21 protein-coding genes and 2 pseudogenes are annotated in these 23,876 nt (G+C 73.9%); 9 read left to right on the top strand and 14 right to left on the bottom strand.

The features are described from left to right. Positions 1-184: 184 nt before the first annotated feature. Complete coding sequence (locus tag ABT041_RS22495; protein WP_351187077.1) at positions 185-523, top strand: hypothetical protein; 339 nt, start codon at positions 185-187, stop codon at positions 521-523. On the opposite strand, the gene ABT041_RS22490 is transcribed toward ABT041_RS22495, so the two are convergent. From ABT041_RS22490 to ABT041_RS22480, 3 genes are all read right to left on the bottom strand, one after another. Further along, positions 471-1,241, bottom strand: a complete 771-nt coding sequence (locus ABT041_RS22490) for an SDR family NAD(P)-dependent oxidoreductase (RefSeq protein ID WP_351187075.1) — start codon at positions 1,239-1,241, stop codon at positions 471-473. The two genes, ABT041_RS22495 and ABT041_RS22490, sit on opposite strands and share 53 nt — an antisense overlap. A 32-nt stretch (positions 1,242-1,273) precedes the next feature. Beyond that, complete coding sequence (locus ABT041_RS22485) at positions 1,274-2,080, bottom strand: DNA-formamidopyrimidine glycosylase family protein (RefSeq protein ID WP_351187073.1); 807 nt, start codon at positions 2,078-2,080, stop codon at positions 1,274-1,276. A 402-nt stretch (positions 2,081-2,482) separates the two neighbouring features. Continuing rightward, a complete protein-coding gene (locus tag ABT041_RS22480) occupies positions 2,483-7,132 on the bottom strand; it encodes an Lhr family ATP-dependent helicase (protein WP_351187071.1) in 4,650 nt (1,549 codons plus the stop codon). Between the two features lie 91 nt (positions 7,133-7,223). On the opposite strand from ABT041_RS22480, the gene ABT041_RS22475 reads away from it, so the two are divergent. Genes ABT041_RS22475 through ABT041_RS22465 form a run of 3 tightly spaced genes read left to right on the top strand, consistent with a single transcriptional unit; the run spans position 7,224 to position 9,187 of the window. Continuing rightward, complete coding sequence (locus tag ABT041_RS22475; RefSeq protein ID WP_351187069.1) at positions 7,224-8,087, top strand: AraC family transcriptional regulator; 864 nt, start codon at positions 7,224-7,226, stop codon at positions 8,085-8,087. Between the two features lie 54 nt (positions 8,088-8,141). Further along, on the top strand, positions 8,142-8,882 hold the full coding sequence (locus tag ABT041_RS22470) for an AzlC family ABC transporter permease (protein ID WP_351187067.1): 741 nt from the start codon (positions 8,142-8,144) through the stop codon (positions 8,880-8,882). Continuing rightward, a complete protein-coding gene (locus tag ABT041_RS22465) occupies positions 8,879-9,187 on the top strand; it encodes an AzlD domain-containing protein (RefSeq protein ID WP_351187065.1) in 309 nt (102 codons plus the stop codon). The genes ABT041_RS22470 and ABT041_RS22465 overlap by 4 nt, the downstream gene beginning before the upstream one ends. Positions 9,188-9,320: 133 nt before the next feature. Here ABT041_RS22465 and ABT041_RS22460 read toward each other — a convergent pair whose 3' ends face one another. Beyond that, the gene (locus tag ABT041_RS22460) at positions 9,321-10,250 is read right to left on the bottom strand and encodes a prenyltransferase/squalene oxidase repeat-containing protein (RefSeq protein ID WP_351187063.1); all 930 of its coding nucleotides are present in this window, start codon (positions 10,248-10,250) and stop codon (positions 9,321-9,323) included. 79 nt (positions 10,251-10,329) lie between these two features. Between ABT041_RS22460 and ABT041_RS22455 the strand changes: the two genes are divergently transcribed. Both ABT041_RS22455 and ABT041_RS22450 read left to right on the top strand, forming a co-directional pair. Next, on the top strand, positions 10,330-10,524 hold the full coding sequence (locus ABT041_RS22455) for a DUF3046 domain-containing protein (RefSeq protein WP_351187061.1): 195 nt from the start codon (positions 10,330-10,332) through the stop codon (positions 10,522-10,524). 283 nt (positions 10,525-10,807) lie between these two features. Beyond that, positions 10,808-11,938 (top strand): AI-2E family transporter, encoded by a 1,131-nt coding sequence (locus ABT041_RS22450; RefSeq protein WP_351187103.1) that lies wholly within the window; start codon positions 10,808-10,810, stop codon positions 11,936-11,938. Positions 11,939-11,950: 12 nt separating this feature from the next. Here the strand turns inward: ABT041_RS22450 and ABT041_RS22445 are convergent, their stop codons facing one another. The 4 genes from ABT041_RS22445 to ABT041_RS22430 form a co-directional block, all read right to left on the bottom strand. Beyond that, positions 11,951-12,730, bottom strand: coding sequence for a cytochrome d ubiquinol oxidase subunit II (locus ABT041_RS22445; RefSeq protein WP_351187059.1), 780 nt, complete (start codon positions 12,728-12,730; stop codon positions 11,951-11,953). 47 nt (positions 12,731-12,777) lie between these two features. Next, the gene (locus ABT041_RS22440) at positions 12,778-14,073 is read right to left on the bottom strand and encodes a cytochrome ubiquinol oxidase subunit I (RefSeq protein WP_351187057.1); all 1,296 of its coding nucleotides are present in this window, start codon (positions 14,071-14,073) and stop codon (positions 12,778-12,780) included. Positions 14,074-14,208: 135 nt separating this feature from the next. After that, on the bottom strand, positions 14,209-14,877 hold the full coding sequence (locus ABT041_RS22435) for a response regulator (protein ID WP_351187055.1): 669 nt from the start codon (positions 14,875-14,877) through the stop codon (positions 14,209-14,211). Further along, the gene (locus ABT041_RS22430) at positions 14,874-16,100 is read right to left on the bottom strand and encodes a sensor histidine kinase (RefSeq protein WP_351187053.1); all 1,227 of its coding nucleotides are present in this window, start codon (positions 16,098-16,100) and stop codon (positions 14,874-14,876) included. Before ABT041_RS22430 ends, ABT041_RS22435 begins: the two co-directional genes overlap by 4 nt. A gap of 111 nt (positions 16,101-16,211) precedes the next feature. Here ABT041_RS22430 and ABT041_RS22425 point away from each other — a divergent pair, with 111 nt between their 5' ends. From ABT041_RS22425 to recX, 3 genes and pseudogenes are all read left to right on the top strand, one after another. Next, positions 16,212-16,997 carry an SGNH/GDSL hydrolase family protein gene (locus ABT041_RS22425; RefSeq protein WP_351187101.1) on the top strand — a complete coding sequence of 262 codons (786 nt, stop codon included), beginning with the start codon at positions 16,212-16,214 and terminating at the stop codon, positions 16,995-16,997. Positions 16,998-17,275: 278 nt separating this feature from the next. Next, positions 17,276-18,235: pseudogene (recA, locus tag ABT041_RS22420) on the top strand (recombinase RecA); the annotation flags it as partial. A gap of 67 nt (positions 18,236-18,302) precedes the next feature. Further along, a pseudogene (gene recX, locus ABT041_RS22415) lies at positions 18,303-19,016 on the top strand (recombination regulator RecX); the annotation flags it as partial. 147 nt (positions 19,017-19,163) lie between these two features. Here the strand turns inward: recX and ABT041_RS22410 are convergent. From ABT041_RS22410 to ABT041_RS22385, 6 genes are all read right to left on the bottom strand, one after another. Beyond that, complete coding sequence (locus tag ABT041_RS22410) at positions 19,164-19,571, bottom strand: rhodanese-like domain-containing protein (RefSeq protein WP_351187051.1); 408 nt, start codon at positions 19,569-19,571, stop codon at positions 19,164-19,166. Next, the gene (locus tag ABT041_RS22405; protein ID WP_351187049.1) at positions 19,568-20,113 is read right to left on the bottom strand and encodes a cupin domain-containing protein; all 546 of its coding nucleotides are present in this window, start codon (positions 20,111-20,113) and stop codon (positions 19,568-19,570) included. Before ABT041_RS22405 ends, ABT041_RS22410 begins: the two co-directional genes overlap by 4 nt. Positions 20,114-20,207: 94 nt before the next feature. Further along, positions 20,208-20,255 (bottom strand): hypothetical protein, encoded by a 48-nt coding sequence (locus ABT041_RS22400; RefSeq protein WP_311314449.1) that lies wholly within the window; start codon positions 20,253-20,255, stop codon positions 20,208-20,210. Between the two features lie 71 nt (positions 20,256-20,326). Beyond that, positions 20,327-22,003, bottom strand: a complete 1,677-nt coding sequence (locus tag ABT041_RS22395) for an FAD-dependent monooxygenase (protein ID WP_351187047.1) — start codon at positions 22,001-22,003, stop codon at positions 20,327-20,329. A 192-nt stretch (positions 22,004-22,195) separates the two neighbouring features. Then, entirely contained in the window at positions 22,196-23,086 is an 891-nt protein-coding gene (locus tag ABT041_RS22390; protein WP_351187045.1) for an amino acid ABC transporter permease, read from the bottom strand. Next, complete coding sequence (locus tag ABT041_RS22385) at positions 23,083-23,757, bottom strand: amino acid ABC transporter permease (RefSeq protein ID WP_351187043.1); 675 nt, start codon at positions 23,755-23,757, stop codon at positions 23,083-23,085. Before ABT041_RS22385 ends, ABT041_RS22390 begins: the two co-directional genes overlap by 4 nt. Positions 23,758-23,876: the final 119 nt, after the last annotated feature.

Here is a 23,876-nt window from a genome sequence, read left to right as displayed (position 1 = left end):
CCTTTTCCGGGGCTTTGGGGGCGTTTTCCGGTGCTTTGGGGTGTTCGGCTAAAGATGCCGGGTTCCGGTGGGGCGTGCCATGGTGGGAGGGACGTACGACTGGGCCGTGTGCGCCGGGTCTGCCTCCGGTGCGCCCTCCCGCAGGGTGATCCTGCCGGTCTAGCGTCGACCGCAGGAGGCGGCCATGGTACGGCGACGGGTTCCGCTGGTGACGCTCGCGCTGTTCGCGTGCGGCCTCGCGGCCGGGGGGCTCTGGTGGTGGGCGGTGCTGCGCCTGATGCTGCTGCCGGGCCAGACCGGGCCGGTCGAGGGTGCGGTGGCCGCGGGCGGCTGGGGGCTGAGCCTGCTGCCGGTGCATGTGGCGGCTTCGTCGGGGCGGCGGGCGGCGGTTGCTCCGTGGGGACGGCAGCCTTCCGGTCGGGTGACGGCCTCGTCGGGGCGGCGGATGGCCGGTTCGTCCTCCCGGGAGGTCACCAGGGCATCGCGACGCCGCCGTTGGGGCGGAGGATCTGGCCCGTCGTGAACGAGGAGGCGTCGGAGGCCAGGTGCAGGACCGCGTGCGCGATGTCCTCGGCCTCGCCGACCCGTCCCAGCGGCGAGTGACGGACCATCGCGGCCTCGGCCTGCAGTTGGGCGGCCGGCTCGTGGCGGTCCGTCATCGGGGTGCGGATCCAGCCCGGGGCGACCGCGTTGACCCGGATGCCGTGCGGGCCCGCCTCCGTCGCCAGCGTCTTCGTCAGCTGGACGACGGCCGCCTTGGTGACGCTGTAACAGAGCAGGCCCGGGCTCGCCGTGTCCATCGCGCCCGAGGCCATCGTCACGATCGAACCGGGGACTCCGGCGGCGATCATCGAACGGGCCGCCTCCTGGCAGGCGTGGAGCACGCCCTTGAAGTTGACGGCGAGCACGCGGTCGAGGTCCTCGTCCCGGGTCTCCAGGACCGAGCTCGTGTGCATGATCCCGGCGATGGCGGCCATGACGTGGAGGGGTCCGGCGGCGCGGACGGCCGCCGCCAGTGCGGGCCGGTCGGTGACGTCCAGGGGGTGGATGTGCGCGGTGCCGCCCTGGCGGGCGATCAGCGCCGCGGTCTCCTTCAGGCCGGCCTCGTCGCGGTCGGCGCAGTGGACGGCGGCACCGGCCCGGGCGAGGAGCGCCGCCGAGGCGCGGCCGATGCCGCTCGCGGCGCCCGTGACGAACGCGGTGCGGCCGGTCAGGTCGTACGCCGGGAGAGTCGTCGTCATGTCCGGACCGTACGACCGGATCTGACGGGTCGTCAATTGTCGGGGTGGTGGTTTCCGTCGGGGCCCCGCTGACAGCCCGGGCACCAGTACGTGACCCGGTCGCCGAGCTCCGCCTTTCGGATCGCCGCGCCGCAGCGCAGGCACGGACGGCCCTCGCGGCCGTACACGTGGAGCGGGGTGCCGGGGCGGCGGGTGGTCGTGGTGCGCCGGTCCGGACGGTCCTTGTTCGCGTCCAGGAGGCGGTGGGCCGTGGCGACCAGACGGGCGGGGACCTCGGGGGCGAGCTCGCCGACCGGGAGCCAGGGGGTGACGGCGGCGAGGAAGGCCAGCTCGGACTTGTACACATTGCCGATGCCGGCCAGGTTGCGCTGGTCCAGCAGGGCGTCGCCGAGGGGGCGCGCCGGGTCCGCGACGAGCCGTCGTACGGCCTCCTCGGGGTCCCAGTCCGGGCCGAGCAGGTCCGGGCCGAGATGGCCCACGGCCTGGGACTCCTCGGCGGTACGGATCAGCTCCAGGACCGGGAGGCGGTAGCCGTACGCGGTGGACTCGGCGTTCCCGAGGATCGCCCGGATCTGGTGCTCCGGCCCGCCACGCGGGCGCTCCCCGGTGGCGTACACCCGCCAGGCGCCGTCCATCCGCAGATGCGAGTGGAGGGTGAGCCCGCCCTCGATGCGGGCGAGCAGGTGCTTGCCGCGCGCGGTGACGTCGAGGACCGTGCGGCCGGTGAGGTCGGCGGTCGCGAACCGGGGCACGCGGAGGTCGGCGCGGGTGAGGACGCGGCCGGCGAGGGCGGTGTGCAGGCGGCGGGCGGTCTGCCAGACGGTGTCTCCTTCGGGCATGGAGCCATTGTGGGGTTTTTGTTGTGGGCATGCGTTCCGCCGGGCGGTGCCCACCCGCCGCTGTGGGCAGGCGTTCCGCCGGGGCGATGGGGGTCCCCCTGCTCGAGCAAAGCCGAGAGCTTGGGGGAGGGTGGGCACAACGGAACAGCGCCCTTGCCGGCGCCAGAGGCTTACGCGCCTGGACCCGCACCACCGGGTGCCGTACGGCAGGTGCGGGTCCAGGCGCGGAACGCGGAGGCGCCGCTAAGGGGCGCCGTCCCGTGTGCCCACCCGTCCCGCCCCAGCGGGACGATTGCCCACACGGGCGTGGGCAATCGTCCAGCCGGGCGCGGGGCCCACACGGGGGGTGGGCGACCGACCCGACACGGGCGCGGGCCCACACGGCGGGCACGTGGGGTGGGGTCAGGGGCGGAGGCGGAGGCCTCTGGGGGTGGCCAGGAAGCCGGAGGATTCCAGGGGGCGGGACAGGGGGGACGTCAGGGACGTCGCGCCGTTGATGCGCTCCACCGTGACCGTCCCCAGCGTGCCCGCCCTCGCCGACCCCGCCAGCGCTTCCGCCGCCGCGCCCAGGGTCGGATCGTCCGGGTCCGTCGGCCAGGACAGGAGCGTCTTGCCGCCGCGCTCCATATAGAGCGTGAGCTCGCCGTCGACCAGGACCACCATCGCGCCCGCCTTGCGCCCCGGCTTGTGTCCGGCGCCCGTCGGCGGCTCGGGCCAGGGGAGCGCGGCGCCGTAGGCGTTCGCCGGGTCGGCCGCCGCCAGGACCAGCGCGCGCGGGCCCGTGGCCGCCTCGGCACCGCGGTCGCGGGCCGTCGCGGCCGCCCGCAGCCGGTCCACCGCCCCGTCCATCGCGAACTGCGCCGCGCCGAGACCCTCCACGACATAGCCGCGCCGGGCCTGCCCGCTGTCCTCGAACGCCGCCAGGATCCGGTACGTGGCCGAGAAACCGCCCTCCACGCCCTCGGCGGCCACCGCGCCCCGGGTGACCACGCCGTGCCGGTCCAGGAGCGTGCGGGCCAGGGCGTGCGCCCGGTGGGTGGGCTCCGGCTCCATCGGGGGCAGCATCGACCAGCGGCCCGAGACCGTCGGCGGGCCCGTGCGGGACGCCGTGCGGGCCGCGGCGGTCAGCGTGCCGTACCGCCCGCGCGGGACCGTGCGCCGGGCGCGGTGGGCCGTGGAGCCGGCCGTGCGGCCCGAGCCGAGGAGCGCGCGCAGCGGGGCCAGGGTGTCGTTGGTGAGCCGACCCGACCAGGCCAGGTCCCACAGGGCGTCGGCGAGCTGCGGATCGGTGGCGTCCGGGTGAGTGGTGGCCCGGATCTGGTCGGCGATCTGCCGGAAGAACAGGCCGTACCCGCCGGAGAGGGCCGTGAGCAGGGACTCGTGAAGCGCGGAGAGCTCCAGGGGGTGTGCCGGCGGCAGGAGCAGGGGGGCCGCGTCCGCCAGGTAGAGGGAGACCCAGCCGTCCTTGCCCGGGAGCGAGCCCGCGCCCGCCCAGACGACCTCGCCCGTGGTCGTCAGCTCGTCGAGGAGGGCCGGCGAGTAGTCCCGCACCCGCGACGGCAGGATCAGCTTCTCCAGGGCCGAGGCCGGGACCGGTGCGCCCTGGAGCTGCTCGATCGCCCGCGCCAGGCCGTCGATGCCGCGCAGGCTGTTGCTGCCCAGGTGCTGCCACTGCGGCAGGAAGGTGGCCAGCGCCGCCGGGGGCACCGGCTCCAGCTCATGGCGCAGGGCCGCGAGGGAGCGGCGCCTCAGCCGCCGCAGCACGGTCGCGTCGCACCACTCCTGGCCGATGCCCGAGGGGTGGAACTCGCCCTGGACCACCCGGCCCGAGGCCGCCAGGCGCTGGAGGGCTCCGTCCGTGACGGCCGCGCCGAGGCCGAAGCGGGTGGCGGCCTGGGAGGAGGTGAACGGGCCGTGCGTGCGCGCGTACCGCGCGAGCAGGTCGCCCAGCGGGTCCTTGACCGGCTCGGTGAAGGCCTCGGGCACGCCCACCGGCAGGGCCGTGCCGAGGGCGTCCCGGAGCCGGCCCGCGTCCTCGATCGCCGCCCAGTGGTCCCGGCCGCCGATCCGGACCCGGATCGCGCGGCGGGCCGCCCCCAGCTCGGGCGCCCAGCCCGCCTCGGCGCCGCGCTCCGCCAGCTCCTCGTCCGTCAGCGGGCCCAGGACCCTCAGCAGGTCCGCGACGCCCTCCACGTCCTTGATCCGGCGGTCCTCCGCCAGCCACTGGAGCTCCCGCTCAAGCTCCGTCAGGACCTCGGGGTCGAGCAGTTCCCGCAGCTCCGCCTGGCCGAGGAGCTCCGCGAGCAGCCGCGAGTCCAGGGAGAGCGCGGCCGCCCGCCGCTCGGCGAGCGGTGAGTCGCCCTCGTACAGGAACTGCGCCACGTACCCGAAGAGCAGCGAACGGGCGAAGGGGGAGGGCTCGGGGGTGGTGACCTCGACGAGACGGACGCGACGGGACTCGATGTCCCCCATCAGCTCTTCGAGGCCCGGCAGGTCGAAGACGTCCTGGAGACACTCGCGGACGGCCTCCAGGACGATCGGGAACGAACCGAACTCGCTCGCCACCTGGAGCAGCTGGGCCGCGCGCTGCCGCTGCTGCCACAGCGGGGTGCGCTTGCCCGGGTTGCGCTTGGGCAGCAGCAGGGCGCGGGCGGCGCACTCGCGGAAGCGGGAGGCGAACAGCGCGGAGCCGCCCACCTGGCCGGTGACGATCTGCCCGATCTCGCCCTTGTCGAAGAGGGCGTCCGCCGCGCCGACGGGCGCCTTGTCCGCGTCGTACGTCGTGTCCAGGTGCCGGCCCGGGTCGACCGGCTCGTGGTCGAGGAGGTCGAGGCCCATCTCCAGGCCCATCAGGTCGGCGTCCGGCAGGCGCAGCACGATGCCGTCGTCCGCGTGCATCACCTGCGCGTCCATGCCGTACCGCTCGGCGAGCCGCGCGCCGAGCGCCAGCGCCCAGGGAGCGTGCACCTGCGCGCCGAACGGGGAGTGGATGACGACCCGCCAGTCCCCGAGCTCGTCGCGGAAGCGCTCGACCAGGATCGTCCGGTCGTCCGGCACGTGGCCGCAGGCCTCGCGCTGCTCCTTGAGGTACGCCAGGACGTTCTCCGCGGCCCAGGCGTCCAGGCCCGCGGCGAGCAGCCGCAGCCGCGCGTCCTCGTCCGTGAGGGCGCCGACCTCGCGGAGGAACGCGCCCACCGCCCGCCCCAGCTCCAGCGGGCGGCCCAGCTGGTCGCCCTTCCAGAACGGCAGCCGGCCCGGCACGCCGGGCGCCGGGGAGACGAGCACCCGGTCCCTGGTGATGTCCTCGATCCGCCAGGAGGTGGTGCCGAGCGTGAAGACGTCGCCGACCCGGGACTCGTACACCATCTCCTCGTCGAGCTCGCCGACCCGGCCCCCGCCCTTCTTGGGGTCCGAGCCCGCGAGGAAGACGCCGAACAGCCCGCGGTCGGGGATCGTGCCGCCCGAGGTGACGGCGAGCCGCTGAGCCCCCGGCCGGCCCGTGACCGTCCCGGCGACCCGGTCCCAGACCACGCGCGGGCGCAGCTCGGCGAAGGCGTCCGAGGGGTAGCGGCCGGCCAGCATGTCCAGTACGCCGGTGAACGCGGACTCCGGCAGGGACGAGAACGGGGCCGCCCGGCGCACCACCGCGAGCAGGTCGTCCACCTGCCAGGTGTCGAGCGCGACCATCGCGACCAGCTGCTGCGCGAGGACGTCCAGCGGGTTGGCCGGGATCCGCATGGACTCGATCGCGCCGGTCCGCATCCGCTCGGTGACCACGGCCGCCTGCACCAGGTCGCCGCGGTACTTCGGGAACACCACGCCCGTGGAGACCGCGCCGACCTGGTGGCCCGCCCGGCCCACGCGCTGCAGGCCCGAGGCCACCGACGGCGGCGACTCGACCTGCACGACCAGGTCGACCGCGCCCATGTCGATGCCCAGCTCCAGGCTGGAGGTGGCCACGACGGCGGGCAGTCGGCCCGCCTTCAGGTCCTCCTCGACCTGGGCGCGCTGCTCCTTCGACACCGAGCCGTGGTGCGCCCGGGCGAGCAGCGGCGGGGCGCCCTGCGCCGCCCCCGACTGGGCCATGACCTGGGCCGGAGGAGACCCCTCGGGCAGCGGCTCGCCCGTCGCGCGCTCGTACGCGATCTCGTTCAACCGGTTGCACAGGCGCTCGGCGAGCCGGCGGGAGTTCGCGAAGACGATCGTGGAGCGGTGGGACTGCACCAGGTCGGCGATCCGCTCCTCGACGTGCGGCCAGATCGACGGCTTGTCCCCGCCGTCCTTGCCCTCGGAGGCCGGGGAGCCGCCCAGCTCGCCCATGTCCTCGACGGGGACGACGACGGAGAGGTCGAACTCCTTGCCCGACGGCGGCTGCACGATCTCCACCGCGCGCCCCGGGGAGAGATAGCGGGCCACCTCGTCGACCGGGCGGACGGTGGCCGACAGACCGATCCGGCGCGCCGGGCGGGGCAGCAGCTCGTCGAGCCGCTCCAGGGACAGCGCCAGGTGCGCGCCCCGCTTGGTGCCCGCGACCGCGTGGACCTCGTCCAGGATGACCGTCTCCACGCCCGACAGGGCCTCGCGCGTGGCGGAGGTCAGCATCAGGAACAGGGACTCGGGGGTGGTGATCAGGATGTCCGGCGGCCGGGTCGCGAGCGCCCGCCGCTCGGCCGCGGGGGTGTCCCCGGACCGGATCCCGACCCGGACGTCCGGCTCGGGCAGGCCGAGCCGCACCGACTCCTGGCGGATGCCGGTCAGCGGCGAGCGCAGGTTCCGCTCGACGTCCACGGCGAGGGCCTTCAGCGGCGACACGTACAGCACGCGGCAGCGCTTCTTCGCCTCGGCCGGGGGCGGGGAGGACGCGAGGGCGTCCAGGGAGGCGAGGAACGCCGCCAGCGTCTTGCCGGAGCCGGTCGGCGCGACGACGAGCACGTCGGAGCCCGCGCCGATGGCGCTCCAGGCGCCCTCCTGCGCCGCCGTGGGCGCGGTGAAGGCCCCGGTGAACCAACCACGGGTCGCGGGGGAGAACGAGTCGAGCGCGGACCTGACCATGCCCCCCATCGTGCACCCGACCACTGACAACCGGCCGGACCTGGGCGAATCCCGCTAGTCCCGGGGCGGCGCCGGGGCGCAGAATGGGGGGATGGCGAGGGGTGCGGCGAGGGACGGAGCGAGCCGGGAGGAGCGGGCGCGGTACTGGCAGTACGCCGAACTGCCCGGGGTCGACCTCCTGCACGCCCACTACGTCCACAAGGCCTTCGCCCGGCACACCCACGAGAGTTTCGTGTTCGCCGCGATCACCGAGGGCGTCGAGGCGTTCCACTGCCGCGACGAACTCGTCCACGCCGGGCCCGGCCAGATCGCCCTCGTCAACCCGGACACCCCGCACACCGGGCACGCGGGCGTGCCCGAGGGCTGGACCTACCGGACGATCTACCCCGACGCGGAGATCGTCCGGTCGATCGCCGCCGACACCCTCGCCCTGCGCGGCGAGGCCGGCTTCACCTCGCCCGTCGTCGACGACCCGTACGCCGCCCAGCTCGTCGTCGGCGTCCACCGGGCCGCGGAGGAGGGCAACGCGCTCGCCGCGGACAGCCTCCTGCGCCTGGTCACCGCCCGGCTCCTGCGCAGCCACGGCGGTCTCGTCACCCCGCTCCCGCCCCGCTCGGCGGGCGCCCGGAACGCGGCACGCGCGCGCGAGGTCCTGGAGGCGGGGATGGTCGAGCCGCCGACCCTGGAGCGGCTCGCCTCCGACCTCGACACCGGCCCGTTCGCGCTGCTCCGCGCCTTCCGCGAGGCGTACGGAATGCCTCCGCACACCTGGCTCACCGACGCGCGCGTACGGCGTGCCCGGCAGCTCCTCGACGCGGGGACGCCCCCGGCGGAGGCGGCGGCCGCCGTCGGCTTCACCGACCAGTCGCACCTCAGCCGGCACTTCACCCGGAGCGTGGGGGTGCCGCCCGGGGCCTATCAGCGCGCGCGTGGAGCGGGACGACGGGCCTCGTAGCCGCCGCAAGAACGTACAAGACCGGCCCCCGAGCCGTTCCGTAACGTCCCTGACGTGGCAGAACAGACAGCACCTCCCGTCATACGCGACGGCACCCCCGCCAAACCCGACGCGGCCGTCGTCCGCGACGCGCTCGGCGTCGGCATCGCCGTCGGGCTCTCCGGCTTCGCCTTCGGAGTGACCTCGGCGGGCTCGGGCCTCAGCCTCCTCCAGACCTGCGTCCTGAGCCTGCTCGTCTTCACCGGCGCCTCGCAGTTCGCCCTGGTCGGCGCTCTCGCCGCGGGCGGCAACCCCTTCACTGCCGCCGCCGGAGCGTTCTTCCTGGGCACCCGCAACGCCTTCTACGGGCTGCGGCTCTCCCAGCTCCTCGCCCTGCCGAAGGCCGTCCGGCCCTTCGCCGCCCACTGGGTGATCGACGAGACCACGGCCGTCGCGCTGCCCCAGCCGTCCCGCCGGGCCGCCCGGATCGGCTTCACGGTCACGGGCCTCACCCTGTACGTCCTGTGGAACCTGACCACGCTCCTCGGGGCGCTCGGAGCCGAGGCGATCGGCGACACCGCTGCCTGGGGCCTCGACGCGGCAGGACCCGCCGTCTTCCTGGCCCTGCTCGCCCCCATGCTGACGTCCGCCACGGAGCGCGCCACCGCCGGGATCGCCGTCCTGCTCGGCCTCGGGCTGCTGCCCGTGCTGCCCGCCGGCGTCCCGGTGCTCGCCGCCGCCCTCGCCGCCCCCGCCGTGCTCTGGGCCAAGGGCCGGCGCCCGGCCCCCACCGGAGGAGAGAAGGACTCCCGATGAACGTCTGGATCGCGATCGCCCTCACCGTCGCCGGGTGCTACCTCGTCAAGCTGCTCGGCCTGCTGGTGCCCGCCGGAACGCTGGAGCGCCCGCTCGTCCAGCGGCTCGCCGCCCTGCTCCCCGTCGCGCTGCTCGCCGCGCTCACCGCCCAGCAGACGTTCAGCACGGGCGGCGACCTCGTCCTGGACGCCCGGGCCGCCGGGCTCGCGGCGGCCGCCGTCGCGCTCGTCCTGCGCGCGCCCTTCCTGGTCGTGGTGGGCGCCGCCGTCGCCGTCACCGCGGGGGTGCGGGCCCTGGGCTGGTGACGGACGGCGGGGCGGGGGTCGTACGGGCGGAGGGGCAGGTTCGTACGGGCCGGGGAGGCCGTACGGAGGGCGGGGCGGGGTCCGTACAGGCCGGGAAGTCCGTACGGACCGGGCCGGCGCGGGCGCCGGGTCCTCAGCCGATCACGCGGCCGTGCGCGCGGAGGGTGCGCAGCGCCTCGACGGTGACGATCGGGCGCCACTCCAGGGCCGAGCCGGGCGCCCAGGCCCGCCATCGGATCGGCCAGCCGCCGTCCTCCTCCTGGTCGGCCTCCAGCCGGTCGAGCGAGCGGGCCATCTCCTCGTCCGTGAACCAGCGCGCGGCCAGCGAGTCCGGCACGCGCGCGTAGTCGTGCGGATAGTGGTACTCGCCGGGTGCGTACCCGTCCGCCATGGGGTGGTCCTCCGGCCGGGCCGGGTCCAGGACGGCGAGCCCCTGCTCGCGGACGAGCCGGCCGAGCTTGTCGGCGGCCGCCTCCGCGCGCCCGCGGTCGGGGGCCGAGTCCAGGAAGGCGACGGCCGCCTGGATCTCGTACGGGTGGGACTTCTCGAGCGACTCCACGGCCGACCAGCAGAACTCGGTGGCCCGGAACAGCCACGCGTGCCACACCTGGTTGCGGTGCAGCACGCCGACCACCGGGCCGGTGGAGAGCAGGGCGCTCGGCGGGGAGTCGACGACCGGGATGAAGGGCGCCGACGGGTAGTGGCGCTGGGACGGGTGGATCGCCGGGAGCGCGCCGTCGTGCGTGGACACCTCCGTGAGGTAGCGGCAGATCCGCTCCACGCGCAGTCCGCCGCAGCGGCCGATGGAGTCCAGGACCCGCAGCCCGTGCGCGGTGTGCAGGGGCTGGCTCACCGGGCCGCGCAGATCCGGTTCGAGCGCGTGTCCGTAGCCGCCGTCCTCGTTGAGGTACGCCATGAGGGCCGTCTCGACCCGGTCCGGGCCACCGCGCAGGAAGTGGTAGGCGAACCGGTGCTGTTCGAGGACGCGGGCCGTGAGCCAGATGAAACGCTCGGCGCGCGCCAGGGGGGTCGAGGGCGGGGAGGAGAGGGGATTTTCGGCCATGCTCCGACCGTAGGGCGGAAAAGCGCGGTGACAAGGTCTGCGGAGCGGGCTGCACTCTTGGGAGCGGGATACTGGCTTCATGCGGTTGACGATTTTCTGGGAACGGATGGCGGACCACTTCGGCGCGGCCTATGCCGAGTCCTTCGCGAGCGACCATGTGATGGCCGAGCTCGGGGGCCGGACGGTGCGCGAGGCGCTGGCCGCCGGCTGGGAGGCGAAGGACGTGTGGCGTGCCGTCTGCGCGGCCGTCGACGTACCTGCCGACAAGCGATGACCGGAAAGCGAACCGCGGGGTGACTGGCGGGGATGTGCGGGGTCCCGGGGGGAATGTCCGTGCGGTGCGCGAGACTGGCGGGGTGGCCCCGACTGACGACACCGAGAAGAACGAACCGAACGATGTGCCCGACGTACGCGACGTGACGGCCGACGGTACGGCTTCCCCTGCGCCCTCCGCGGCCCCGGCCGCCGCTCCGGCGGCCGTGCCGTCGGAGGCGCCGTCGGACGCGCCGGCCCTGCCGTCGGACGGCGTGGCCGGCCCGACCGCCGGGGCCGCGCGGATGCCGCGCTGGCTGCCCCGCGCGCTCGTGCTCGCCCTCGCGCTCTACGCCGTCTTCCAACTCGGCAACTGGGCGTTCCACCAGCTCGTCGGCCTCCTCGTCAACATCCTGCTCGCCTTCTTCCTCGCCCTCGCCATCGAGCCGGCGGTCGGACGCATGGCGGCCCGCGGGATGCGCCGGGGCCTCGCCACCTTCCTCGTCTTCTTCGCCGTCACGGTCTTCGGCGTCGGCTTCGTCGTCCTCCTCGGCTCGATGCTGGCCGGCCAGATCGTCGACATGGTCGAGAACTTCCCGAAGTACCTCGACTCGCTGATCAACTGGATCAACCAGAACTTCCACACGGACCTCTCGCGCGTCGAGGTCCAGGACAGCGTGCTGAGCTCCGACTGGCTGCAGAAGTACGTGCAGAACAGCGCGTCCGGCGTCCTCGACGTCTCCGCCACCGTCCTCGGCGGACTCTTCCGGCTGCTCACGATCTTCCTGTTCTCGTTCTACTTCGCGGCCGACGGGCCCCGGCTGCGGCGGGCGCTCTGCTCCGTCCTGCCGCCCGCCCGCCAGACCGAGGTCCTGCGCGCGTGGGAGATCGCCGTCGACAAGACCGGCGGATACCTCTACTCGCGCGGCCTGATGGCCCTCATCTCGGGCATCGCCCACTTCGTGCTCTTCGAGATCCTGGGCGTGCCCTACGCCCCGGCGCTCGCCGTCTGGGTCGGCCTCGTCTCGCAGTTCATCCCGACCATCGGCACCTATCTGGCCGGCGCCCTGCCGATGCTGATCGCCTTCACCGTCAACCCCTGGTACGCGCTGTGGGTGCTCGGTTTCGTCGTGGTCTACCAGCAGTTCGAGAACTACGTGCTCCAGCCGAAGCTCACCTCGAAGACCGTGGACATCCACCCGGCCGTGGCCTTCGGCTCGGTCATCGCGGGCACGGCGCTGCTCGGGGCCGTCGGCGCGCTGATCGCCATCCCGGCCGTCGCCACCCTCCAGGCCTTCCTCGGCGCGTACGTGAAGCGGTACGACGTGACCGACGACCCGCGCGTCCACGGCCACCGGCGCTACGGCGAGGCGGTCGTGGCCCGGCTGCAGAAGGCACTGCACCACAAGAAGGAGACCTCGCCGGGGGAGTCGTGAGCCCGCGCCCGGTCAGAGGTACGAGGGGCCGGTCACCCGGTGCCGGAAGGCGTGCCAGCTCCATGCCTGGACGGCCACCAGGAACGGGGTGACGATCAGCAGGGCGGGCACCAGCAGGCCGAGCGTGGCGGGGGAGGCCGTCCGTCCGGCCAGCGGCAGCGCGGTGCCCGCCCAGAGAGGCAGAGCGGCGAGCAGGGCGCCGGTGAGCGCGAAGGACTGCCAGGGGCGCCCGGCGCGTCCGACGAGCCGGCGGGCCCGCTCGTACGGCAGGCCGGTGAGGCGCAGCGCGGCGAAGCCGAGGCCGTGCGCGGCGAACAGCGCGGCCACCGCGAGCGCCGTGAGCAGCGCCGTGGGGCCCGTCGCCGGGGCGTAGGGGTGCCCGGTCAGCAGGGCCGCGAGCAGCCACCCCCAGGAGAGCGCGACGGTCCAGCTGCCGCAGGAAACGGCCGCGTCGCAGCCCGCGCGCCAGCGGGGTCCCGGGCCGCGGCCGCGTGACCAGAGGCCCGCGTCCCGGAGGATCCAGCCGGCCAGAAGGGCCACGAGGACCGGGAACTGGCCGCTCAGGAGCTCCCCTTCGAGAGCCGGGAAGCAGCCGACGAGGACACCGGCGGCTGCGACCAGCCAGACCTCGTTGCCCAGGAAGAAGGGGGCGAAGGAGGCGAGGACGAGGCGCCGCTCGCGGTCGCTCCGGCCCAGCCAGGGGGCGAGCATGCCGGTGCCGATGTCCGCCCCGGCGAGGACGAACCAGCCCACGGCGAAGAAGGCGAGCAGGGCGATGGCCAGGGTCTCCACGGGGGTTCCTCGGGCTTTCCTCGGTGTGTTCGGGCTGTTCGGCGACTTCAGTAACGGGGAGCCGGCAGTGGGTCCGCCGGGTCTTCCCCCGCGCCTGCGGGGGCTGAGCGCTCGTCGTGGCCGAGGCCGGACTCGACGGGGCCGCGGCGGGCGTGCCGGGCGAGGAGCCAGGCATTGAGGAGGGCGAGCAGTACGAAGACCGTGGTGAAGACGGCGAGGGAGAGGCGCATCGTGCCGGGGGAGAGGTCCGAGACCGCGTCCTCCGTCCTGAGGAGCCCGTAGACCACCCAGGGCTGCCGCCCGGCTTCCCGGAAGACCCAGCCCGCGATCATGGCGAGATACGGCAGCGGTACGGCCGCCATCAGGACGAGGTGCCAGAGCCGGAAGCGGAAGACGGCCTTCTTGAAGCAGGCCAGGATCACCGCGGCGAAGCACAGGTACATCATCAGCGCGAAGCTGATCAGCATCACCAGGCCGCCGCCCCGTGTCCACGCCTCCGAGGGCACGTAGTCGCCCGGCCCGAAGCGCTCTGTCATCTCGGCCTGGATCCGCGCGATCTCGGCGGCCTTCCCGCTGAAGACGGCCGACTTCATGGGCTGGAAGGTGGCGAGGGCGCCGAACTGCAGCCCGCCGAAGACGGCCGCGGCCATCAGCGCGGGCGCCGACAGGAAGACCCCGACGCGCAGGCCGCGGCCGAAGAACTCCCACTCCGTGGTGCGCCGGAAGAGGTGGTACGCGCTCACTCCGGCCATGAAGAACCCGGCGGTCAGCAGCGCTCCCGCCAGGACGTGCCCGAAGGCGAGCAGTGCGGAGGGGTTGGTGAGGACGGCGACCGGGTCGTCGAGGACGAGCTCGCCGCCCTCGGAGCCGTACCCCACGGGGTGGTTGAGGAAGCCGTTGGAGACGAGGATCCAGTACGCCGAGAGGTACGCGGTCAGGACGACGATCCAGATCGCGGCCAGGTGGGCCCAGCGGTTGAGCCGGTTCCAGCCGAAGATCCACAGGCCGAGGAAGGTCGACTCGACGAAGAACGCCACGATTGTCTCGACGGCGAGCGAGGCACCGAGGACGTTGCCCGCCTCGTGGGTGAGACCGCTCCACGCCATGCCGAACTGGAACTCCATGACGAGGCCGGTGACGATCCCGACCGCGTAGTTGATCACGTACAGCTGTCCCCAGAACCGCACCATGCGCGCGTGGAGCGGGTTCCGGCTGAACGTCGCCCTGGTCTGGAGCGCGGCGACGACGGTCGCGAGCCCCAGGGTGAGGGCGACGAAGAGGAAGTGTCCGCCCGCGGTGAGGGCGAACTGCAGCCGCGCGAGATCGAGTACGTCCTGATTCACCCGGTCAGCGTGGGCGTACGGTCAGGGGCCCGGCGTCACCCCGGGGTGGACACCGGGCGTACCCCGGGGGTTGCGGCGCCCCACGCGCGCGTACCCCCTGAGTTGTGCCGGTGCCGTCCCGTCCCCCAGGGGGTCTCAGGCGAGCCAGCCGGGGGTGATCATCCCGGACTCGTACGCCAGGATCACCAGTTGCGCCCGGTCGCGGACGGCCAGCTTGGTCATGATGCGGCTGACGTGGGTCTTGGCGGTGGCGGGGGAGAGGACGAGCCGGCCCGCGATCTCGTCGTTGGAGAGCCCGGCGCCCACCAGGCCGAGGACCTCGCGCTCCCGCTCGGTGAGGGCGTTCAGACGGGGGCTCGGATCCGGCTGCCGGCCCGCGAGAACGGCGAACTCGGCGATCAGGCGGCGGGTCACGGCCGGGGAGATCAGGGCGTCGCCGCGCGCCACGACCCGTACCGCGTGCAGCAGTTCCATCGGCTCGGTGTCCTTCACGAGGAAGCCCGAGGCGCCGGCGCGCAGCGCGCCGTAGACGTGGTCGTCCGCGTCGAACGTGGTCAGGATGACCACCCGCACCCCTTCGAGCCGTGCGTCGCCGGTGATGCGGCGCGTGGCCTCCAGGCCGTCCAGCACCGGCATCCGGATGTCCATCAGGACGACGTCCGGCCGGAGTTCGCGGGCGAGGGCGACCGCCTGCTCCCCGTCGCCGGCCTCGCCGACGACCTCGATGTCCTCCTCGTCGGAGAGGATCGACCGGAAGCCGGCCCGGACCAGGGTCTGGTCGTCGGCGAGCACGACACGGATCATCGGGGGTCCCTCTCGGAGGTGGGAGCTGAGGCGGGTGTGGTCAGGGGGAGCCGGGCGTCCACCAGGAAACCGTCGCCGTCGTTCCGGGCGGTGAGCTCCCCGCCGAACGCGCGGGCCCGCTCCGTCATGCCCCGGATGCCGCTGCCCGGCGGCCGGCCCTCCGGCGCGCCCCCGCCGTCGTCCGCGATCCGCAGCCGCACCGCGTCGGCGCCCCAGTCCAGGGTGATCGACACGGTCCTCGCGCGCGTATGGCGGGTGACGTTCGTCAGGGACTCCTGCACGATCCGGTACGCGGCGAGGTCGACCGGCGGCGGCAGCGGTACGGGCGTGCCCGTGGTGTGCGTACGGACGTCGAGGCCGGCGCTCCGCGCGCGCGTGGCGAGGTCACCGAGGAGCGCCAGACCGGAGGCGGGCGTGGTCGGCGTGGACTCGTCGGCCCGGCGCAGCACCCCGAGGGTCGCCCGCAGCTCGCGCAGCGCGTCCTTGCTGGTCGCCTTCACCGCCTCCAGGGCCTCGGTGGCGGTGACGAGTGCCGTCTCGGGGGCGGGCTTCTTGCCGAGCCGGTGGAGCGCCGCACCGGACTGGACGTTGATCAGCGAGATGCTGTGCCCGAGCACGTCGTGCACCTCTCGGGCGATCCGCAGCCGCTCCTCGGTGGCGGACTGCCGGGCGCGGGCCTCCTGCTCCCGCTCGGCGGCGAGCGCCCGCTGCTCCACCTCGTGGAGGTAGGCGGTCCGGGTGCGCTGGGCCCGGCCCACGGCGACCAGGCTGATCAGCCAGCCGGCCAGCATGGCGAGCGAGGTGTCGTCGATCTGCCGGTGCCCGGGCTGCTGCCTGATCTCGCCGAAGCCGACCGCGAGCAGCGTGACGGCCGCGAGCGCGACGGCGGCGGCGAAGCGGCCCTCGGCGGCGGTCGTGTAGAGCGCGAGGGCGAAGGCGATCATGAGCGGGCCGTCCTGGGCGGACAGCGGGTAGTAGACGACGCAGGCGAGCAGCGTGATCACGGCCACGGCGACGGGCCGGCGCCGCCGGAAGTACAGCGCCCCGCAGCCGATGAGGATCAGCGCCCAGCCGAGCGCCGTGCGGAGCGCTGGCTCGCTCGTGTACTGCGCCGAGACGAGCGTCCAGACCGCCACCACGAGCAGGACGACTCCCGCCACGAGGGCGTCGGCGGCCCTGGGCGACAGACGGCCGCCGCCGGGGGCGCCGAGGGGGAGGGGCATGGGTCGAAGGATAGGCGGGAGACCGGTGCGGGACCCAGGTAGACGAATTGTCTAGTAAAAAAAGTGAATAAAATGGCGGTGGCGCGCAAGCGGTCGAGGAAGGCGGAGTCCATGTCGGACGGCACGTTTCTGCGGTACGTCGCCCTGGGGGACAGTCAGACGGAAGGGGTCGGTGACGGCGACGACACCGTCGGGCTGCGCGGATGGGCGGACCGGCTCGCGGAGTCGCTCGCCCGCGAGTGGCCCGGCGTGCGCTATGCCAATCTGGCCGTACGGGGCCGTCTCGCCGGTGAGGTGCGCGCCGAGCAGTTGGCTCCCGCCCTCGCGCTCCGGCCCGATCTCGCCACGGTCGTCGCCGGCGTCAACGACCTGCTGCGGCCCCGGTTCGACGTGGACGCGACGGCCGGGCACCTGGAGGCGATGTTCGCCGCGCTCACCGGGCAGGGCGCCCGCGTCGCCACCCTCACCTTCCCCGACGCCGGCCGGATCACCCCGCTCGCCCGCCCCCTCGGCCCCCGCGTCGAGGCCCTGAACGAGCGGATCCGCGCGGCCTCGCGCCGGCACGGCGTCACCGTCGTCGAGACCTCCCACCACCCCGTCGTCGCCGACCCCCGGCTGTGGAGCCCCGACCGGCTGCACGCCGGCCCGATCGGCCACGCGCGCATCGCCGCCGCCGTCGCCCACGCGCTCGCGCTGCCCGGCTCCGACGACTCCTGGACCCGCCCCCTGCCCCCGCAGGCCCTCCCCACGGGTCTGGGCGCGGTGGCCGCCGAGCTCCGCTGGGCCGGGTCCTTCCTCGGCCCCTGGATCGGCCGGCGCCTGCGCGGCCGCTCGTCCGGCGACGATCGCCGCGCCAAGCGGCCGGAGCTGCTGCCGGTGGAGGCGGGTCCGCAGTAGGTTCGTGTCGTCGGGGGGTGCGGCGAGAGGGCGGCGAAGTGGAGCTGTGGCTCTCCCTCGCAGTCGGGCGCATCTTTGTCCTCCGGGCCGGCCCGGAGGCCCTGGAGTGGCTCGTGGAGCGCGCCGCCTGACGGCCGCGTGGCGCGCTTGACACTAAAATCGAACATCCATTCTCATGGAAGCCCGACCCTTGGAATCACGGGCTTGTCGCCGAGTTGTCCACAGGTCGGAGGGGACGTCGGGGCCCATTGTCAGTGGCAGGGGTTAGCGTCTTTCACATGAAGCGATCGACTCAAGCAAACCGGGTGGAACCCATGGCAGGAACCGACCGCGAGAAGGCGCTCGACGCCGCGCTCGCACAGATTGAACGCCAATTCGGCAAGGGCGCCGTGATGCGCATGGGCGACCGCACCCAGGAGCCGATCGAGGTGATCTCCACCGGATCGACCGCCCTCGACGTCGCCCTCGGCGTCGGCGGCCTGCCGCGCGGCCGTGTCGTGGAGATCTACGGACCGGAGTCCTCCGGTAAGACGACCCTGACCCTGCACGCCGTCGCGAACGCCCAGAAGGCCGGCGGCCAGGTCGCCTTCGTGGACGCCGAGCACGCCCTCGACCCCGAGTACGCCAAGAAGCTCGGCGTCGACATCGACAACCTCATCCTGTCCCAGCCGGACAACGGCGAGCAGGCCCTCGAGATCGTCGACATGCTGGTCCGCTCCGGCGCCCTCGACCTGATCGTCATCGACTCCGTCGCCGCGCTCGTCCCGCGCGCGGAGATCGAGGGCGAGATGGGCGACTCGCACGTCGGTCTCCAGGCCCGACTGATGAGCCAGGCGCTCCGGAAGATCACCAGCGCGCTCAACCAGTCCAAGACCACCGCGATCTTCATCAACCAGCTCCGCGAGAAGATCGGCGTGATGTTCGGCTCGCCGGAGACCACGACCGGTGGCCGCGCCCTGAAGTTCTACGCCTCGGTGCGCCTCGACATCCGCCGCATCGAGACCCTCAAGGACGGCACGGAGGCGGTCGGCAACCGCACCCGCGTCAAGGTCGTCAAGAACAAGGTCGCGCCGCCCTTCAAGCAGGCCGAGTTCGACATCCTCTACGGCCAGGGCATCAGCCGCGAGGGCGGTCTGATCGACATGGGCGTGGAGCACGGCTTCGTCCGCAAGGCCGGCGCCTGGTACACGTACGAGGGCGACCAGCTCGGCCAGGGCAAGGAGAACGCCCGCAACTTCCTCAAGGACAACCCCGACCTCGCCAACGAGATCGAGAAGAAGATCAAGGAGAAGCTCGGCGTCGGCGTCCGGCCCGAGGCCCCGTCGGCCGAGCCGGGTGCGGACGCGGCGGGCGCCGCCGACGCGACCGGTGCGGACGACGCCAAGAGCGTCCCGGCTCCCGCGAGCAAGACCGCGAAGGCGACCAAGGCCACCGCGGTCAAGAGCTGAACCGGTGACCGGGCGCACCGAATGGCCGGGTGACAGCTCCGACTCGTCGAGGGCCGAGAAGGAGCTGTCACCCCAGGATCCGGCCGAGCGGGCGCGCGCGATCTGTCTGCGCCTGCTCACCGGAAACCCCCGCACGCGCAAGCAGCTCGCCGACGCGCTGCGCAAGCGGGAGATCCCCGACGAGGTGGCGGAGGAGGTCCTCTCCCGCTTCGAGGACGTCGGTCTCATCGACGACGCCGCCTTCGCGGGGGCCTGGGTGGAGTCCCGCCACCACGGCCGGGGCCTCGCCCGCCGGGCGCTCGCCCGGGAGCTGCGCACCAAGGGCGTCGAGCCGACCCTCATCCAGGAGGCGGTGGACCAGCTCGACTCCGAGCGGGAGGAGGCCACGGCGCGCGAGCTCGTGGACCGCAAGCTGCGCGCGACCCGCGGCCTCGACCGCGACCGGCGCCTGAGACGGCTCGCGGGCATGCTCGCCCGCAAGGGGTACCCCGAGGGCATGGCCCTCCGCGTCGTCCGCCAGGCCCTGGAGGCCGAGGGCGAGGACACGGAAGGCCTGGACGAGCCCTTCTGAGACGAGTCCTTCTGCCGCGGGGGGACAGAAGGACTCGTCCGGTGCAGGGCCCCGGGGCAAGGCGTCCGGGGGACGCCCGGTGAGGCGGGTCAGCAGGGGCGGGCCGGGTCAGGCGCGGGTCCCGGGTGGGCCGGGGCAGGTGTTCCGTCAGCCTCGGGTTGCTGGGAGGAGGACCGGGAGGCCGGCGGATTTCCAGGCCTGGAAGCCGCCGATCAGGTCCGTCGCCCGGTGCAGGCCCAGGCGGCGGAGGGACTCGGCCGCGAGGGAGGAGGCGTAGCCCTCGTTGCAGAGGACCACCACCCGCAGGTCGTGGCTGTCCGCCTCGGCCGCGCGGTGGCTGCCCAGGGGGTCGAGCCGCCACTCCAGCTCGTTGCGCTCCACGATCAGCGCGCCCGGGATCAGGCCGTCCCGTTCCCTGAGGGCGGAGTAGCGCGTGTCCACCAGGAGCGCGTCACCCGCCTCGTACGCCTCGTAGGCGGCCCGGGGCTCGATCCGGTCGAGGCCCGACCTGACCCGCTCCAGGAGCTCGTCGATGCCCACTCGCTCGTCGCTCACTGCCAGTCCTCCGGACGCTCGACCTGCTCGAGACGGAGCACCGCGCCCGTCCGGCTGAACCGCCGGATCAGCGGGAGCGGCGGATAGTAGGCGTGCACCGACACCGCGTGGGTGTCCGTCGACTCGTTCAGCACCTCGTGCACATGGTGGCGGCCGAACGCCCGGCCGGTGCCCTCCGGGAGGCGCCGGGAGCGGTCGAGGCCGTCGGCCAGTTCCAGGGTCTTCCAGCCGCTCGCCGGCAGCCGGACCGCGAGCGCGTTCTCGGTCAGCGTGCCGCGCGCGGTCGCGAAGGCGCCCAGCGACTCGGCGTGGTCGTGCCAGCCGGTGCCGGTGCCCGGTGGCCAGCCGATGAGCCAGGCCTCGCTGCCGCCGGGGCCGTCGAGCCGTACCCAGGTACGGCCCTCGGGGTCGAGCGGCAGGGAGTCGACGAGTTCCGTGTCGGCGGCCGTACGACGGACGAAGTCGCGGAGCTCCGCCGAGCTCGGGGAGGGGGTGGGGGCGGGGGAGAGGGCAGGGGGAAGGGGGGTGACGTGCTGGGGCACGGATGACCGTCCTGAGGTTCGCGAAGAGCGCGCGACGGCACACGGCACACGGACATGCGTCGGTGGCGGGGCGCGCGCGGGGAAAGGGGCGAGATCAGCAGGACGGGCGACACACGCAGCCCGCATAGCGGAGGAGGTCCATATGGACCCTCCGCCACAGGCGCACATCGGTGTCGGTCACGCTCCGGAGTACACCATGCGCGCCTGGGGGAATCAATGCATGTCCGCCGTGCGGTCGCCCGCCACGGACACCTCGGCGGCCTCCTCCGCCGGCGCCTCCTCGGTGGCCGAGCCGCCGCGGGCCGCGTCCGCCGCCGCGTACAGCTCCTCCGGGCGGACCCCGGAGAAGGCGGCGACGAGGTGCCCGTCCGGCCGCACGAGCAGGACGGCGTGGGCCGGAGCGCCCGGGTAGGCCTCCGTGACCAGGACCTCCGCCTTCATCGGGAGCGCCTGGACCGCCTCTTCGAGCCGGGGCATCACCCCCGCGCTCCGCCAGTGGCGCCGGTCCCACACCCCGGTGCCGGGTGCGACGAGGAGAACCAGGAGGCGGCCCTGGCCGAGCCGGTCCCGGAGCCGTACGGTCGTGCCGTCGGGGGCGGTCACGCGGACGTCCTCGACCGGGGCGCCCGGCGGCGTGCCGACGGGCGTCTGCCCCTCGGTGTACGGGGGCGCGAGGGGGGAGTGGGGGTACGCCGGGGGCGCGCCGAGCGGACCGCGCCCCACGTGACCGTCGGTCAGCAGGGCGTCGTGGCCGCGCGTGGCCCCCGGCAGGTACGTTCGCAAGCCCCCGCCGCCGCGCAGTACGGGCAGGGACTGGTCCGCCGCGCGCAGCCGGGTCGCGACGGCCGTCCGCCGCTCGCTCTGGTAGCTGTCGAGCAGCCGCTCCGACCCGCCGTGGTGCCAGGCGTGGGCGAGCTTCCACGCGAGGTTGTCCACGTCCCGCAGCCCCTCGTCGAGGCCCTGGGTGCCGACCGCGCCGAGCAGGTGCGCCGCGTCCCCGGCGAGGAGGACCCGGTCCACCCGCCAGCGGCGGGCGAGCCGGTGGTGCACCGTGTGGACGCCGGTGTCGATGAGCTCGTACGGGGGTGTCACACCCTCGCACCAGCCGGCCAGGGTCTCGCGGATCCGGGCGACCAGCGCGTCCGGGGTGACCAGGTCGCCGCGGGGCGGCAGAAGCCAGTCGATCCGCCACACCCCGTCGGGCAGCGGACGGGCGGTGATCTCCTCGCCCGAGCCGCGCCACGGCGGCTGACGGTGCAACAGGGCCTCGCCGGGCCAGGGCAGTTCGGTGCGCAGCGCGGCGACCGCGTGCCGCTCCACCGCCGTCCGGCCGGGGAAGCGGATCCCGAGCAGCTTGCGTACGGTCGAGCGGGCCCCGTCGCAGCCGACGAGGTGGCTGCCGCGCCACCAGGTGCCCTCCGGGCCGCGGGTGTGGGCGACGACCCCGTCCCGGTCCTGCTCGATGGTGTCGAGCCGGGACTCGGTGACGATCCGGATCAGCTTCTGCCGGGAGATGGCGTCGCGCAGGCCGCGGGCCAGGGCGTGCTGGGGGATGTGCAGCGGGGCGGCCGGGGAGGCGGGCGCGGCGGGGTCCTCGGACCACTCCTCGGTGCCGCCGAGGCCCAGGTCGAGGGTGAGCCGGCGCACCTCCTGGCGGCGGCGCATCCCGCGCCAGCCGATCCAGCGGACGCCCTCGTCACGGAGGGTCGTGCAGCCCAGCCGCTCGACCATCGCGGCCATGTCGGCGCGCAGGACGACGCTGCGCGCCGGGCGGGACTCCTCCTTGCCGGCGCCCTCGTCGAGGACGATGCTGGGCACGCCCTGCGCGGCGAGCGCGAGGGAGAGCGCGAGGCCGACCGGCCCCGCGCCCACGATGATCACCGGGTCCACGGCGCGGCTCCTGTAGGCCGGACGGTCATGGGGGCAGCACAGCTGAGTGTGGCACGAGCCCGGTGGTTGATCACAGACCGTATGCAACCCACTGAGGGTGCTTGCGTCAAGCGACGGGGTGGGCGCGGTGCGGCTGACCTGAAGTCAGTACCGCTCCGGCCCACCCCTGTTGTCCCACGGACCCCAGCGGGGTCAGGCGCCGCTGACCGCGTCCGACTCCACCGCGGGGGCTCCGGCCTGGGCCGGGAGGGCCACCGAGGGGGTCTTCCTGCCCTGCCGCAGCCGCTTCTCCAGCCGGGCGGCGAGGCTGGTCAGGATGAAGTTGATGACGATGTAGATGAGGGCGATGACCGCGAGGGTGGCGATCGTGTTGGCGCCGTAGTTGGCCGTGATCTGCCGGTTCTGGCTGAGGAGCTCCTCGAGGCCGAGCAGGGCGCCGCCGAGCGCGGTGTCCTTCACGATGACGACGAGCTGGCTGACCAGGGCGGGCAGCATGACGGTGACGGCCTGCGGCAGCAGCACGTACAGCATGGTCTGGCCCTTGCGCATGCCGAGCGCGACGGCCGCGTCGCCCTGGCCCCGGGGCAGCGAGAGGACGCCGGCCCGGACGACCTCGGCGATGACCGAGGCGTTGTAGAGCACCAGACCGGTGACGACCGCGTACAGCGGGCGGAAGTCGGAGCTGACGGTGGTGAACTGCGAGTACAGCGCGCTCGCGAACATCATCAGCAGCAGGACCGGGATCGCGCGGAAGAACTCCACGAGCGCGCCGACGGGCACCCGTACCCAGCGGTGGTCGGAGAGCCGGCCGATGCCGAGGGCCGCGCCGAGCGGCAGCGCGATCACGATGGAGAGCGCGGCGGCCTTGAGGGTCTCGGTGAGGCCGGGCAGCAGATACGTCGTCCAGACCTCGGAGTCGGTGACGAACGGGCTCCACTTGTCCGCGTCCAGCTGCTGCTTGGCGTTCAGGGCGTCGAGCACCCACCAGGCCACCAGGGCGAGGACAGCGAGGAAGACGATCGTGTAGACGACGTTCCGCCGCTTGGCGCGCGGGCCGGGGGTGTCGTACAGGACGGAGCTCATCGCTTCACCGCCAGTCGCTTGGCCGCCCAGCCCAGGATCAGGCCGGTGGGGAGGGTGAGGACGATGAAGCCGAAGGCGAAGATCGCGAAGACGACGAAGAGCGCGTCGGCCTCGTTCTCGATCATCGTCTTCATCAGGAACGCCGCGTCGGCGGCGCCGATCGCGGCCGCCACGGTGGTGTTCTTCGTGAGGGCGATCAGGACGTTGGCGAGGGGGGTCACCGCGGCGCGGAAGGCCTGCGGGAGGATCACGAGGCGGAGGACCTGGGTGAAGCTCAGGCCCAGGGCGCGGGCGGCCTCGGCCTGGCCCGGCGGCACGGTGTTGATGCCCGAGCGCAGCGCCTCGCAGACGAAGGTGCCGGTGTACGCGACGAGTCCGAGGACGGCGAGACGGAAGCCGATGTCCTCGAAGCGGTCCGCGCCGAGCGAGATGCCGAGGGTCTGGTTGAGACCCAGCAGGCAGGCGACGAGGACGACCGTCAGCGGAGTGTTCCGGACGACGTTCACGTACGCGGTGGCGAAGCCCCGCATCAGCGGGACCGGGCTGACCCGCATGGCGACCAGGGCGGTGCCCCAGATCAGCGAGCCGATCGCCGAGTAGAGGGCGAGCTGAGCCGTCACCCAGAAGGCGCCGAGCAGGTCGTACTGCCCGGAATCAAGAAAGTCGAACACGATGCCCCGCGCTCTCCCCTGGTGGTCGGTCGGTGTGGAGGCCGCCGCGTGGGCGGCGGCCGGTGCCGGTGCGACGGCCGCCCGTGCGCGGGGCGGCCGTCACGACGTCGGGCGGGGTG

The organism is Streptomyces sp. NPDC002825, assembly GCF_040295385.1.
Lineage (GTDB): Bacteria > Actinomycetota > Actinomycetes > Streptomycetales > Streptomycetaceae > Streptomyces.
This window is presented reverse-complemented; position numbering and strand designations above follow the sequence as displayed.

Excerpts from the sequence above, each read along its gene's own strand:
- ABT041_RS22480 (WP_351187071.1), bottom strand. The coding sequence starts at position 7,132 with ATGGTCAGGTCCGCGCTCGACTCGTTCTCCCCCGCGACCCGTGGTTGG.
- ABT041_RS22425 (WP_351187101.1), top strand. The coding sequence starts at position 16,212 with ATGTCGGACGGCACGTTTCTGCGGTACGTCGCCCTGGGGGACAGTCAG.
- ABT041_RS22495 (WP_351187077.1), top strand. The coding sequence starts at position 185 with ATGGTACGGCGACGGGTTCCGCTGGTGACGCTCGCGCTGTTCGCGTGC.
- ABT041_RS22475 (WP_351187069.1), top strand. The coding sequence starts at position 7,224 with ATGGCGAGGGGTGCGGCGAGGGACGGAGCGAGCCGGGAGGAGCGGGCG.
- ABT041_RS22485 (WP_351187073.1), bottom strand. The coding sequence starts at position 2,080 with ATGCCCGAAGGAGACACCGTCTGGCAGACCGCCCGCCGCCTGCACACC.
- ABT041_RS22390 (WP_351187045.1), bottom strand. The coding sequence starts at position 23,086 with ATGAGCTCCGTCCTGTACGACACCCCCGGCCCGCGCGCCAAGCGGCGG.
- ABT041_RS22490 (WP_351187075.1), bottom strand. The coding sequence starts at position 1,241 with ATGACGACGACTCTCCCGGCGTACGACCTGACCGGCCGCACCGCGTTC.
- ABT041_RS22460 (WP_351187063.1), bottom strand. The coding sequence starts at position 10,250 with ATGGCCGAAAATCCCCTCTCCTCCCCGCCCTCGACCCCCCTGGCGCGC.
- ABT041_RS22465 (WP_351187065.1), top strand. The coding sequence starts at position 8,879 with ATGAACGTCTGGATCGCGATCGCCCTCACCGTCGCCGGGTGCTACCTC.
- ABT041_RS22430 (WP_351187053.1), bottom strand. The coding sequence starts at position 16,100 with ATGCCCCTCCCCCTCGGCGCCCCCGGCGGCGGCCGTCTGTCGCCCAGG.
- ABT041_RS22455 (WP_351187061.1), top strand. The coding sequence starts at position 10,330 with ATGCGGTTGACGATTTTCTGGGAACGGATGGCGGACCACTTCGGCGCG.
- ABT041_RS22450 (WP_351187103.1), top strand. The coding sequence starts at position 10,808 with ATGCCGCGCTGGCTGCCCCGCGCGCTCGTGCTCGCCCTCGCGCTCTAC.
- ABT041_RS22435 (WP_351187055.1), bottom strand. The coding sequence starts at position 14,877 with ATGATCCGTGTCGTGCTCGCCGACGACCAGACCCTGGTCCGGGCCGGC.